The organism is Campylobacter sp. P0109 (genome assembly GCF_002138755.1).
Taxonomy (GTDB): domain Bacteria; phylum Campylobacterota; class Campylobacteria; order Campylobacterales; family Campylobacteraceae; genus Campylobacter; species Campylobacter devanensis.
The window spans coordinates 99,922-113,811 of the sequence record NZ_MJKK01000003.1; the positions used below are offsets into that span (position 1 = coordinate 99,922).

The window sequence follows — 13,890 nt, forward strand, 5'->3', positions numbered from 1 at the left end:
ACTTTTCCTTAATTACTCTACATTATTCATTATATGATAATTTGTTTTATAAAAATATAAAAAATAATTATAATTTTTAATCAGATAGTAAAAATAATTTTGATATAATCGCCCAATTAATCAAGGAATAGTTATGAGTAAAGAGACGAAATATATATTTGTTACAGGTGGAGTATTAAGTAGTTTAGGCAAAGGTATCGCAGCAGCAAGCATTGCTACACTGCTTAAAAATGTAGGCTATAAGGTTAGTATGCTAAAAGCAGATCCATATATAAATGTCGATCCTGGAACTATGAGCCCACTTGAACATGGCGAGGTCTTTGTCACTGATGATGGCGCTGAGACAGATCTAGATTTAGGGCATTATGAGAGATTTTTAGACGAGGATCTATCTCAAGATAATAACTTTACAACTGGTAAGGTTTATAGCTCAGTTATAGAGCGTGAGCGTCGTGGTGATTACCTAGGAAAGACTATACAAGTTATCCCACATATCGTAGGCGATATAGTAGATCGTATTAAAAAAGCTGGTGAAGGCAATGATATTTTAATAGTAGAAATAGGTGGAACTGTAGGCGATATCGAGGGTCTTCCATTTTTAGAGGCTATTAGAGCGCTTAGAAGCGAAGTGGGAAGATCAAATGGGATGTTTATCCATCTTACTTTAGTGCCATATATCAAGGTAGCTGGCGAGCTAAAAACCAAGCCAACTCAGCACAGCGTAGGCGAATTAAGACGCATAGGTATTAGCCCAGATATGATCATTTGTCGTACTGAAATGCCACTAAATAGAGAGCTAAAAGATAAAATAGCAGCAAGTTGCGGTATAGAAAGAAATGCAGTCATAGAAAGCCCAGATATGCAAAGCATATACCAAGTCCCATTAAGCTTTTTAAACCAAAATATCCTTGAACCAATAGCTCAAAATTTAAATCTTAAAAATCCTAAGCCAAATATGCAAAACTGGGATAATCTAGTAAAAAGAGTAATAGCTCCTAGCACAGAGGTTAATCTTGCATTTGTGGGCAAATATATAGATTTAAAAGAGAGCTATAAAAGCTTAACTGAAAGCATTATTCATGCTGGAGCCAATTTAGATACAAAAGTAAATATACAATGGTGTGATAGTGAAAAAATAGATTCTAATAATGTTGCTGAAACATTAAAAGATTGCGATGCTATCTTGGTCGCTGGAGGCTTTGGGCCTCGTGGCGTAAGTGGCAAAATAGAAGCTATCAAATTCGCTAGAGAAAACAAAATCCCATATCTAGGAATCTGCCTTGGAATGCAACTTAGCATGATAGAATTTGCTAAAAATGTACTAAAATTAGAAGATGCAAACTCAATCGAATTTGATGAGAATTGCAAAAATCCTATTATATATCTAATAGATAGCTTTATTGATGCAAATGGAAATAAACAGCTAAGAACTCACACAAGCCCACTTGGTGGCACTATGAGACTTGGCGGATATGAGTGCGACTTGCTAAAAGGCTCACTACTAGCTAAAGTATATAATAATCAAAGCAAAATCAAAGAGCGTCACCGCCACAGATATGAAGCAAATCCAAAATATAGAGCCGAATTTGAAAAAGCCGGCCTAATAGTAAGCGGTGAGAGTGATGGACTTATAGAGGCTGTAGAGATCAAAGATCATCCATTTTTCTTAGGCGTTCAGTTTCATCCTGAATTTACATCAAGGCTAACCAAGCCAAACCCTGCAATACTAGGATTTATAAAAGCTGGAATAGAATATAAAAATGCTAGATAAAGAGGCAATCAAAGAGCTATTAAGTAGTCGTTTTAGTAACGATATCCATACTAAACTCTCCGAAATTCCACTGCCTTGTGAGTTAAAAGATACTTTCAAGGCAGCCAAAAGAATCAAAGAAGCCATCCAAAACGATGAGCTAATAGCAGTAGTAGGCGATTATGATGTAGATGGAATCGTAAGCACAGCTATAATGGCTGAGTTTTTAACTGATATGTCTGCTAACTTTATTATCAAAATTCCAAATAGATTTAAAGATGGCTACGGATTAAATGAAGAGATTATAAACGAATTAGAAAATGCCACTTTAATCATCACAGTAGATAATGGAATTAGCGCTATTGAAGCTGCTAAAATTTGTAAAGCAAAAGGGATTGATTTAATCATCACTGATCACCATATGCCACTTCCTACACTACCAGAAGCATATGCAATAATCAATCCAAAGCAAGCTAACTGCCCATTTCCAAATATCGAAATTTGTGGCGCTCAAGTAGCATGGTATTTAATTGGCGCACTAAAAGAGGTATGTGAACTAAGAAACTATGATATGGCCAAATTTCTTGATCTTTTAACTCTAGCTATAATAGCAGATATGATGGAATTAAGAGATTTAAATAGAATTTTAGTCCGTTTAGGTTTAGCACGGATAAACTCTAGCAAAAGAGCCTGTTTTGAAGCGATAAAAAATTACTATAATAAAGAAAAATTTGAATTTGATGATATTAGCTTTTTAATTGCTCCGCTAATAAACTCAGCAGGCAGAATAGATGATGCAACCATATCATATGAGTTTTTACGCTCTAGAAATTTAAAAGAAGCCAATGGATATCTAGATAAAATTTGCGAATTCAATGCCTCACGCAAAGCTCAAGAAAAAGCGCTTTTTGAATCTAGCCAAAATGATATAGATGAAAATGAAGATATTATCGTTACATGGGGTAATGAGTGGCACGAGGGAGTTATCGGAATTGTCGCAAGTCGCTTGGCTAAAAAGTATAAAAAACCCGCAATTGTCTTTAGTATAGATGGAGATAAGGCCAAAGGTAGCGCTAGGAGTGTTGGTAAATTTGATATTCTTTCGCTAATTGCCTCTCAAGAGTCTTTACTATGTGGATATGGCGGGCATAAAGGCGCTGCTGGAATAGTGATAGAAAGTGCTAATTTAAACAAATTTAAAACTGCAATAAATCAATCTTGCTTTTTGCAAGAACTATATGATTTTAGCACAAATGATGAGATTTTAGGACAGATTAACCCTGAAGCGATTGATTATGAGCTAATAGAGATTTTGGAATTTTTTGAGCCGTATGGACAGAAAAATCCACGCCCTCTTTTTGAGCTAAAAGGCGCAATGGTAAAATCAGCTAAGAAAATTGGCAAGGAGGAATCTCACCTAAAAATTATTTTACAAAAAGATAATAAAACACTAGAAGCGATATTTTTTAACTTTGACTACTTACCAAAAAGTGGTGAGAGTATTGATATCTTAGTAACAATTGCTAAAAATTCATTTCGTGGGTTAATCATCCCTCAACTACTAATAAAAGAGATTATAAGACAGGAGCAAAAATGAAATTAAATTTTATCAAAACCTTTGTAAAGCATGAGAGCTTTGGCGGCGTTTTGCTAATTATTGCTACGATTTTGGCCTTGGTATTTCAAAATGGCATTTTAAGCCACTTCTATCAAGAGATTTTAAGATCTGAATTTAGCATCGGATTTAGAGAATTTACCCTAGCTAAACCGCTGATTTTATGGGTAAATGACGGCCTTATGGCGGTATTTTTCTTTGTTGTGGGACTAGAATTAAAGCGTGAAATTGTAGAAGGCGAACTATCCAATCCTAGACAAATAGCCCTACCGATTATAGGTGCTCTTGGCGGAGTTGTCTGTCCTGCTCTTATATTTTGGGGGTTTAATTATAGTGATGAGTTTGCTATAAGAGGATGGGCGATACCTACTGCTACTGATATTGCCTTTGCTCTTGGGGTGCTTATGCTTCTTGGTAATAGAGTGCCTAGCTCTTTAAAGATATTTTTGCTAACCTTAGCTATTATAGATGATCTTTGTGCGATCGTGATTATAGCGCTATTTTATACAACTGAGCTATCTACTACTTCGCTTGGAATTTCATTTATTTGCTTAATTATTTTATTTATCCTAAACCGCTTAAAAGTAAATAAAAAATCGATATTTTTGCTATTTACCTTAATCCTTTGGTTTAGCGTGTTAAAAAGTGGTGTCCATGCTACCATAGCTGGGGTTTTAGCCGCATTTTTCATCCCTATGAGAGATAGTGCTGGCACAAGTATGCTAAAAGACCTTGAAAAGGATCTTCACGGCGTTACAAGCTACTTTATCTTACCGGTTTTTGCCTTTGTCAATGCTGGAGTTAGCCTAGCTGGAGTTGATCCTAAACAACTTATAAATTCAGTCGGTATGGGTATATTTTTTGGCCTATTTTTTGGTAAGCAATTTGGCGTATTTTTATTTAGCTTTATCTTTATCAAGCTTGGATTTGCTAAACTTCCTGAAGGTTCAAATTGGCTGCAATTTTATGGAGTTTGTATATTAACTGGAATCGGCTTTACAATGAGTTTATTTGTAGGCGCTTTGGCTTATAATGATAGCCCAGTATTTTATCACGCTGATAAATTAGCGATATTACTGGCTAGTTTTGTCGCCGGAGTGGTAGGATATATCTATCTATTTTTACTATGTAAACCAAAAAAGAATATAGATTAAGGAGATTAAATGAGAAGTGACAATATCAAAAAAGGCTATACCAAAACCCCACACAGATCGCTACTAAGGGCAACTGGGCTAAGAGATGAGGATTTTGATAAGCCTTTTATAGGCGTGGCAAATAGCTTTATAGAGATAATTCCAGGGCATTTTTTCTTAGATAAATACTCTAAAATCCTAAAAGATGAAATTCGCAAAAACGGCTGCGTGCCTTTTGAGTTTAACTGTATCGGCGTAGATGATGGTATCGCTATGGGACATGGCGGTATGCTCTACTCTCTCCCAAGCCGTGAGATAATAGCAAATTCAGTTGAAACTGTGATGAATGCTCACTGCCTTGATGCGCTAGTGTGTATGCCAAACTGCGATAAAATAGTCCCTGGAATGCTCATGGGGGCTTTAAGAGTAAATGTGCCAACTATATTTATAAGCGGTGGGCCAATGGCTGCTGGAGTTGGGCTTAGGGGTGAGGCCTTGGATCTAAATTCAGCTTTTGAAGCTGTTGGGGCGTATGAGACAAAGCAAATAGATGAAAAAGAGCTTAAACATATAGAGTGTAACGCTTGTCCTGGTGGCGGTAGCTGTAGTGGAATGTTTACAGCTAATTCTATGAATACCCTTTGTGAAGCGATGGGCGTGGCATTAGAGGGCAATGGAACTATCCTAGCTCTAACCAAAGAGCGAGAAGAGCTAATCAGAAAAGCTGCGAAAAGAATCTGCCAAATCGCCCTTGATGAGAGATATAAAATCAGAAATATCATAAATACCAAATCCATCCACAACGCAATGGTCGTAGATATGGCAATGGGCGGTAGCTCAAATACAATTTTACACATGCTTGCCATCAGCCGTGAAGCTGGTGCGCCACTAGATATAGCAAAATTAAATGATATTAGTCGAAGTGTCCCACATATAGCCAAAATCGCCCCAAGCCTACCTAGTGTGCATATGGAAGATATAGCCAAGGCTGGTGGGCTAAGTGCGGTTATAAATGAGATAGCTAAATTCGATGATAAATTGCTAAATTTAGACGCCCCTACTATAAGTGGTGAGAGCTTAGGCGATAGGGTCAAAAATGCTGAAATTTTGGATCAAAATATCATCCACACAGTAGCAAACGCATACTCAAAAGTCGGCGGACTAGCCATTTTATTTGGTAATTTAGCCGAGCAAGGCTGCGTTATAAAAACCGCTGGCATAGTCGGTTCAAGACAATTTAGCGGCAAAGCGATCTGCTTTAACTCCCAAGATGAAGCCATAGAAGGTATCAGTAGTGGCAAGGTCAAAAAAGGCGATGTGGTTGTTTTAAGATACGAAGGGCCAAAAGGCGGCCCTGGAATGCAAGAGATGCTAAGCCCAACTAGCCTTATAATGGGGCGTGGGCTTGGGGCTGATGTAGCCTTAATCACTGATGGGAGATTTAGCGGTGCCACAAGGGGGCTTAGCATAGGCCATGTAAGCCCTGAAGCTGCTGAAGGCGGTATGATAGGTCTCTTAAAAGATGGCGATATCATCGATATTGATGTAGATAAATACAGCATAAATGTTCGCTTAAGCGATGATGAGATCAACGCTAGAAAACAAGAGTGGAAATACGCCGGCAAAAAGGTAGATAGTCGCTGGTTAAGACAATACCAAAAGCTAGTTACCAACGCAAGTAATGGGGCGATTTTAGAAGCGTGAGAAGATTTAGCCCTTTTGGGGCTAAATTTTAGATTTAATCTATCTTTATCATTTGATTTAAAGCTATATTTTAGTTTTATTATGCTCATTTTTGATTTTTATGGCTTCAAATATAAATTTGATATATCCACCTTTATACCATTGTTTATGTGCTTTTATAAGGGCAGCTCCTAGTTTGTAGCTTAGATGGTTTTTGATATTTTGGCTATTTATTTCTAAATTTTCGATCTCTAGATCTTTTTTGCGTAAGCTCTCATTTGTTGATTTTAGACTAGCTTCTTGCGAGCTCAATTTATCGCTAAATTCTTTTATAGCCTTATCTTTTTTATTTATCTCTTCTTTGAGTAAGTTTATCTGCTCTTGCGGAGCTGGTTGAACTGGTTGTGGCGTGATTGGCTTTGGCGGTTGCGGTGGCGTAGCTAACTGCTCTTTAAGTCTATTTATAATTTGTGGGCTTAGGACTCTATCAATGTGTTTTGTGATATTAGGATACAAATGCCCGATATACTCATCTATAAACTCCATAGAATCTTTGAAAAATACGATATTTGGTATCAGATAAGAGCGGTCTATATCACTATCAATCTCTATATCTTTATCACTTGGGATAAGACTTAAATTAAATAATTTCATTTTTGGATTTGGCTTACATAAGAAAAATGAGATTAGATCGAAGTATGGTAAATTTATTGAATTTAAGCTATCAAACCAAGCAAACATATGCAATTCTGTATAAGGTAACAAATCTTTATTGTATTTAACTATAGTATTTTTAGTTATCACCGGTTCAGCTTGTATTTCATAATTTTGATTATGACTTGATGATGGTTTTATAATACTAAATTTATCACTATATAAATGTATAGAAGTATATTTTTCATTTGAAAAGTCCATATTTCCATTTAAACCCAAATTCCAGCTATGCACAGATAATATTTGATACCCTTCATACCCTTCAAAACTCAAATAATTATCACCTTCTAACCTATAAACTATCTCATCATACATTGAATTTTTAGGATTGAAAATCTTGAAATTCCCAACTCTTTTCATATCTTGTGGGGTTGATATCTTAAATTCAGGTAGATTAATATCTAAATTCTTATTTGAAGTTTTAAAGCAATCAATATTTTTAGCAATCTCTTTGCCAATATTGCGATTTATGACTGAAAGCTGATGATGGTCAAATTTAGAACCAAAATCTACCAATTTATTTATAGCATAGTAATTTTGTATATCTATAATATTTAACCCAAAATAATTAGCCAAAAATCTATGCATATTATTAATTAATTGATGATTTTTAAAATAAAATGGAAAAATAATAATACATACAGGCTTATTTAGTGAATATAAAGTTTGATAAAAATATTGTAAATTTTTAAATATAATATTAAGTGGTAAAGCGCAATTATTGGCCGCATGTTGGTCAATATCATTTATATTACTCTCAGTTACTATCAAATCAGCATTTTTAATGGCTTCTTGATTTTTTTCTCGTTTTAATTCATAAAGGTTTTGGATACTTGTTGTTGCCCCTAAAGCCAAATTTGTCACATTCGCATACTCTCTAAGACCTTTTTGCAACCCATTTACCATCACAGAGTTGCTACCACCAAGAAGTATGATATTTTTCATTTTGCCAACTTTTCAAATTCAATTTCAAAAGCAGGCAGTTTATCAAAAAAAAAAAAAAAAAAAAAATAAAATTATAAATTAAAACTAATAGAAATATTTAATAATAAATTAAGATTATAACAATTCATCTAGCTTTGAGACTTTATAAATTTCTCAATATCAAACCCGCAAATATCGAGCCTAACACGATTAAATCTATCAAATTGGGTATTCTCATCAACTAGCATTTTCATCTGCGCCCCACTCCCACCAAACGCAAATGCCTTAGATAACTCACCTTTGCGATTTACCACTCTGTGGCAAGGGTATAGCTTTGGGTTGGGATTATTATGTAGAGCGTTGCCAACAGCCCTAGCCAACTTCACATTACCCAAACACAGCGCAATCTGAGAGTATGTAACCACCTTGCCTTTTGGTATTAATCTTAACAAATTATAGACTTCTTGATTAAAGCTCATCACCACCTCATAATCCTTAAATATCATTTAAGGTTTTGCTATCTCAAGGGAAATTCTACTTAAAAAGCTCAAATATTTTATCTAAACAATTTAATTTAAAGCTATATTTTAGTTTTATTATGCTCGTTTTTGATTTTTATAGCTTCAAATATAAATTTGATATATCCGCCTTTATACCAATTTTTATTGGCTTTTATTAGAGCAGCTCCTAACTTATAGCTTAAATGATTTTTCGTGTTTAGGGCTTTTTGGTAGTTTATTTCTAAGCTACTAATATCTTTTTCTTTTTTAGATAATGCTTCTTTGAGAGATTTAATCTCTAGTTCTTGTGGGGTTGGCTGTGGTGTAGGTTTTGGAGCTGGCGGGGTTGGCTGTGGTTTAGTTTCATCTATCTCTTCAAATTTTAAAGATTTAAATTTATTTTCATATTTAGGTAAAGGGATATCATAAGGCATATCTTTAAAATATGCAAAGCGATTTTTATTTTTATTGCAATATATTGCATTATATACAAATTCTAATTTTTCTTGTGCTGTGTTTAGGGAGTCTAGTTTTTCTTCAATTGCTTTAGGGGATAGGAATTCGTTTTGGTTATAGGTATATTTGAAATTATCATTTGGGATATTTAAGTGTTTTAGGGTTTCTGCTTTTCCCCATGGACTAGTGATATCTCTCAACCAAAATAGATCTTGCTTTACTTCTTTAATAGGGTTTCCGGCATTTGCTGTGTTTGAATAGCAGTTTTTGCACGCCATACTCTTTGCGCCTATTATTGCGCCAGATGCTATAAATACACCTTTGGAAATTGCTGATTCTTGACCGCACCAGACATGATCTCCTATATAAACACTTTTAGAAAAGTTAACTCTGTTATTAGTATTTGAATCCATAATCAAATGATGATCGGCTGTAGAAACCCATATGCTCCATGAAAACATACAATCATTACCAACTATTATATTTTTAGATTCCAACACCCTAAATTGGGTTCCATTGGAAGTAAATCCGTTTCCAATATAAAACAAGCCACTGTTTCTCAAATCAATACCTCCAGTTAGCTCGGCATTCTCGCCTACAAACAATACGCCATTACTACCTCCAAAGGTGATATTAACATTTCTACTCCCACCGGCAAAAAATATAATATTATTTTTGCCTTTAAATTTATATTTTAAATTTAACTGCTTAGACAAATCTCCATAAATCACATTCCCATTTTCTCTTATATGCTTTTGCATTTCCTACCTTTTAATTTCCTAAATTTGATTTGCAAACGGTAGGTTATCAAAAAAAAAAAACGAGATTAAAAATAGAGATTAATTATTTAATTTAAAATTAAATTAATTATAAAATATATTTCAAATTTGGATATAGTAGTATTTATAAAAAGAAAAACAATTAAGATTTCTACTAAATTATAGTTAAAATAAAAGCTTGAAACGCTAAATTTAGCGTTTCAAATTTATAGCATTTTTTATCATCTCATCGGCAGTTGTGATGGATTTTGAGCTAGCATCAAACATCTTTTGCATCACGATCATATCAGTTAGCGATACACCTAAATCCACATTACTCATCTCTAGCATATGATTACGAATCGTTGCCCCATAAATCACTTCGCCATTAGCATTAGTATAAAATATTGGCTCACCTGAATTTGCACTAGCTTGATAAGTATTCTCGCTAGCTTTGTTTAGGCCTTGATTGTTTTGGAAGTGATATAGAGCAACCTTTGCTACTGTTGCCATATCACCATTATCAAAAACGGCCAAAATATCCCCGCTATCACTCATTGTATATTCAGTTAGCAAACCTTCGGATCTGCCATTTTTTGAAACGCTTAATTCAGCGCTAATTTGCTCAGCTGGCTTTAATCCATCAAAGCCTGTATTTGGCACTGCTGGATTATATGGTGTTCCTAGTGATAGTTCTAAATTTGCCCCACCATTATTAATAGCGCCTAAAGTATTACTAACTAATGCACCTTTTTGATTATATCTTAGCTCGCCTTGTGTAGCACTGATAATATTTCCATCTGGGCCAATCACGCTTACAACAGCATCAAATGCGATTTGCTGATCTTGCGGAACTTGCTTAGTAAATTCAAGTTTTAAAATATTTTTATCCCCGTTTGGCGCCCAAATATCAGTAGTAAATGTCTGCGGAGTAGCTACTTCTTGTTTTACCATTGCACTAGCTAAGTAGGTTAGTTCACCATTTAAATCTAACTTGGTCGTTGCATTGCTATTGTCAAATTCAGCTGAAAATTTTCCATCAGCTTGAGTTGAGGCTTTTATTTGTACACTTTGACCTTTTGCATCTGTGATAGTGATCATTACCTCGTTATTAGCTTTATTTGGATGATGGATCTCTGGAGTTAAATTTAAATCGCCAGTAATAGTGATTTTATTAGTATCTTTATTAGCTTCAACTACAAAACTCTCACTAGTAAGCTCTACACTACGAGGCTCAGTATAAATAGTTGAATTTAAATAGCCTGAGTAGCTTACCTGTGTTGTTGGCGACGATGGTGTATATAGTATATCTGGGAGCTGAATTTTACCTTGAGAGTCTACGCTACCTAGCTTAATACTATCGCCAATTGGGATACTATAAGCCTCAACATTTCCACCTGTTACTCCTAGTTTATTTAATGCACTCTCTCCTAATGTTGCGCTACTTAGCGGAGCGACTGTACCTAGTAGATACATACCGCTTCTATTTACTAAATTTCCATCGCTATCTTTGGTAAATTCACCATTTCTAGTAAAATACTGCTCACCATTAGCACCCATTAACCCAAAAAACCCATCTCCATCTATAGCCATATCAAAAACATTATCAGTAGGTTGAAGGTTCCCTTGAGTGAAATTCAAAGATGTAGCCATCTTGGTCGAGCCTAGTCCGATTTGCGAATTTACCGGTGAGCTAGATGCACTTGCTAAAGTACTATAAAATAGACTTTTAAACTCTGCTGTAGAGCTTTTATAGCCAACTGTATTAATATTTGAGATATCATTTCCAATAGTACTATGACCAAATTCAGCAGTCTTTACACCACTTACGCCATTATAAAATCCTATCATCATGACTTAACTACCTCATCTTTTTGACTCTCATCTTTAGCTAATTTATCTTTAGCATCTTGTGGTTTATCACTTAGATCTTCATCTTCTGATTCTTCTTCTTTATTGCTTGAATTAGTTTGATTTGAATTTACTGTATTATGTACAATTGATTCAGTAAATTCTCTAACTTGATCCATCGCTACAAACTCACCAGCAACTTTGATATATGCTACGCCTTTTTCAAATTTAACAGCTTCGACTGGATACTGACCTAAAACAGTCTCTCTATTGCCGCCATTAGCATCTATATATTTAGCTTTTACTAAATATTCACCTGGAAGTGTTGGTTCTCCGCTATTGCTTAAACCATCCCATCTAAATTGATTTACACCAGATTTAATATCACTTATGCTGACATTACGAACGACATTACCTACTGAGTCGTATATCTCAATTGTTCCGCTAACTGCATCAACTGGGAAGAATAGACTAAAATCAACCTGAGATGATGGCGTATCTTTGGCTACTGAGTTAGCTAGATTTGCCATCTTGCCTAATGCACTCATAGCATTTAGTGAAGCACTTGCTTGCATCTGCGCGCTTAATTGGCTCATAACTTGGTTGGTTTTTTCTTGCATTTCAACTGTAGCTAGCTGACTGGTTTGTTCTAGCATTTTTGCGCTATCCATCGGCTCGGTTGGGTCTTGGTGTTGCAACTCAACTAATAAAAGCTTCAAGAAAGCATCTTTATCTAATTGCGAATTTGGATTTACTCCACCTGTTACGCTATCGGCTTTTTGCTTGGCTTCATTAGCCGCCCATTTATCAGTGGTGAATTGTGGTGTTTGATTAATAGATGTTGCCATGATGCTCTCCTAATTTTTTCTTACATTTTTACTTTAAAGCAATTTGCATTCCAAATTTAGAAATACTTTGGTAGTATTACTTCTAAAACACTCTCTTCATTTTGAGCTATTTCTGTTAGCTCGCTATCTTCACTAACAAATTTTGCCTTTTTATTTTGACCTTGGCTTTGTTCTTTATTAGCATTATCATTAAAGCTCATTGATAACTCACTAAAACCCATATTTACAAGGCTGGTTCTAAATTCAGCCTGGTGTTGCATAAATAGCTGCATAGTTTGATTATTGGAGTTAAAATTTATATGTAAATTTGAGCCACGATTAATTAGAGTAATCTCGACTTCGCCTAAATTTCCTGGATTTAGTGTTAGGTGAAATCTTGTAATTGGCGGCTTGTATTCGCTAATTTTTTCTTGAAGCTGAGTTGTAAAATTATCAAAAACCTGTCTTAAATTTAACTCTTTAGCATTTAATTTAGCACTATTTACAATATCTTTTACCTGAGAATTTGTTTGGCTAGTTGATTCTATGCCCTGAGTGGTTTGTTCACTTAAACTTGTCTCTACACTGCTACTAGCTAAATCAGTAGTAGCTGTCATAGCCACTTTAGCACTTTGTTCGCTACTTTCTTTCATTGCTCGTTGCATAATATTTGCTAAATAATCATCAATGCTAGATATGCTTTGAGATTTTGTAGCATTTGGTGTAGTTGTTGTAGTAGTTTTAGTATCTTTAATCTCTTTATTTAGCTCAAAAGGTTGATTTAGCTTTTGCTCAGCAGTTTGAGCAAGCTTTTGGGTGATTTTTTGAGTATCGATTTTAGCTTCTGGATGTAGCTTTTTGACTGAATTTATATCATCGCTTAGTTCTACACTTTGACCTTGCATTAGTTTACTTAAGACACTTTTATCATCTTTTTGTGTTTTTTGAAGTGCCTTTTCTATATCTTTTTTAGTAATTACATTTAAATCAATAGCTTGATTTAGCGCTGGAATTTGATTAAAAAACCCTTTAGCATTTAGGTTTTTAAACTCATTTTTTAGCGCTTCAAGACCATCTTTTGAGATTTTTATTTTGCTTAGACCTAGGCCAAATTTTTCACTTAAATTTAGCAATTCTTGCAGATTTTTAGCCCCTTTTAGCTCTTTGATATTTTGTTCAGTAGCTAATAATTTATTTAAGCTTGAACTTAGCAGATTAGCGCCTGTTTTAGTACTACCATCACTAGCTTCTAAAAGGCTTAAAAGCGTTATAAAATCAGCATTTTCTAGCATAATCTCATCTGTATTTTGACTACTTTGGGCTGAATTTGAAGCGCTATTTTGAACCATTTTATCGCTTTGTGAGCTATCGGTTTTAGCGCTATTTGTTTGATTAGAGTTTTGAGCAGTTTTATCGCTAGAGTTTGTACTAGAGCCTTGTGTGGTTTGATTGGTGCTTTGTTCTTGCGATTTTGATTGATTATTTTCTTGAGAGTTTTGTGAAGCTTTAGAATCTTCATACTCTTTTACGCTATTTTCAATCATTTTATAAAAGCTATCATCGCCTTCATTTTGTTCAGTTTTAACAGGTTTGCTTTGGACTTGAGTGGAATTACTTGAGCTTAATAGCGCTTCGTTTAAACCTTGCATTTGCTATCCTAGTTTAAGAATTTTGGTCTT

The 13,890-nt window shown here is 34.7% G+C and carries 10 protein-coding genes; 4 read left to right on the forward strand and 6 right to left on the reverse strand.

All coding sequences use genetic code 11. The features are described 5' to 3' along the window. The first annotated feature begins 133 nt into the window (after positions 1 to 133). From CIGNP109_RS04310 to ilvD, 4 genes are read left to right on the forward strand one after another with little or no spacing between them, the layout of a single operon-like run. Positions 134 to 1,771 (forward strand): CTP synthase, encoded by a 1,638-nt coding sequence (locus CIGNP109_RS04310; RefSeq protein ID WP_086228336.1) that lies wholly within the window; start codon positions 134 to 136, stop codon positions 1,769 to 1,771. Then, positions 1,761 to 3,347 carry a single-stranded-DNA-specific exonuclease RecJ gene (recJ, locus tag CIGNP109_RS04315; RefSeq protein ID WP_086228337.1) on the forward strand — a complete coding sequence of 529 codons (1,587 nt, stop codon included), beginning with the start codon at positions 1,761 to 1,763 and terminating at the stop codon, positions 3,345 to 3,347. Before CIGNP109_RS04310 ends, recJ begins: the two co-directional genes overlap by 11 nt. Further along, positions 3,344 to 4,519 (forward strand): Na+/H+ antiporter NhaA, encoded by a 1,176-nt coding sequence (nhaA, locus tag CIGNP109_RS04320; RefSeq protein WP_086228338.1) that lies wholly within the window; start codon positions 3,344 to 3,346, stop codon positions 4,517 to 4,519. The genes recJ and nhaA overlap by 4 nt, the downstream gene beginning before the upstream one ends. A gap of 9 nt (positions 4,520 to 4,528) precedes the next feature. Further along, positions 4,529 to 6,202, forward strand: a complete 1,674-nt coding sequence (gene ilvD, locus CIGNP109_RS04325) for a dihydroxy-acid dehydratase (RefSeq protein WP_086228339.1) — start codon at positions 4,529 to 4,531, stop codon at positions 6,200 to 6,202. A gap of 63 nt (positions 6,203 to 6,265) precedes the next feature. Here the strand turns inward: ilvD and CIGNP109_RS08610 are convergent, their stop codons facing one another. The 6 genes from CIGNP109_RS08610 to fliK all read right to left on the reverse strand — a co-directional run bounded on the left by CIGNP109_RS08610 (position 6,266) and on the right by fliK (position 13,860). Continuing rightward, the gene (locus tag CIGNP109_RS08610; RefSeq protein WP_236847556.1) at positions 6,266 to 7,840 is read right to left on the reverse strand and encodes a hypothetical protein; all 1,575 of its coding nucleotides are present in this window, start codon (positions 7,838 to 7,840) and stop codon (positions 6,266 to 6,268) included. A gap of 128 nt (positions 7,841 to 7,968) precedes the next feature. Next, complete coding sequence (locus tag CIGNP109_RS04335; RefSeq protein ID WP_086228340.1) at positions 7,969 to 8,325, reverse strand: MGMT family protein; 357 nt, start codon at positions 8,323 to 8,325, stop codon at positions 7,969 to 7,971. 74 nt (positions 8,326 to 8,399) lie between these two features. Then, positions 8,400 to 9,536, reverse strand: coding sequence for a hypothetical protein (locus CIGNP109_RS04340; RefSeq protein WP_086228341.1), 1,137 nt, complete (start codon positions 9,534 to 9,536; stop codon positions 8,400 to 8,402). A gap of 210 nt (positions 9,537 to 9,746) precedes the next feature. After that, positions 9,747 to 11,387: a flagellar hook-basal body complex protein gene (locus CIGNP109_RS04345; RefSeq protein ID WP_086228342.1), complete on the reverse strand. Its 1,641-nt coding sequence runs from the start codon at positions 11,385 to 11,387 to the stop codon at positions 9,747 to 9,749. Further along, on the reverse strand, positions 11,384 to 12,232 hold the full coding sequence (locus tag CIGNP109_RS04350; RefSeq protein ID WP_086228343.1) for a flagellar basal body rod modification protein: 849 nt from the start codon (positions 12,230 to 12,232) through the stop codon (positions 11,384 to 11,386). Before CIGNP109_RS04350 ends, CIGNP109_RS04345 begins: the two co-directional genes overlap by 4 nt. Positions 12,233 to 12,288: 56 nt before the next feature. Further along, positions 12,289 to 13,860, reverse strand: coding sequence for a flagellar hook-length control protein FliK (gene fliK, locus CIGNP109_RS04355; protein WP_086228344.1), 1,572 nt, complete (start codon positions 13,858 to 13,860; stop codon positions 12,289 to 12,291). Positions 13,861 to 13,890 lie beyond the last annotated feature (30 nt).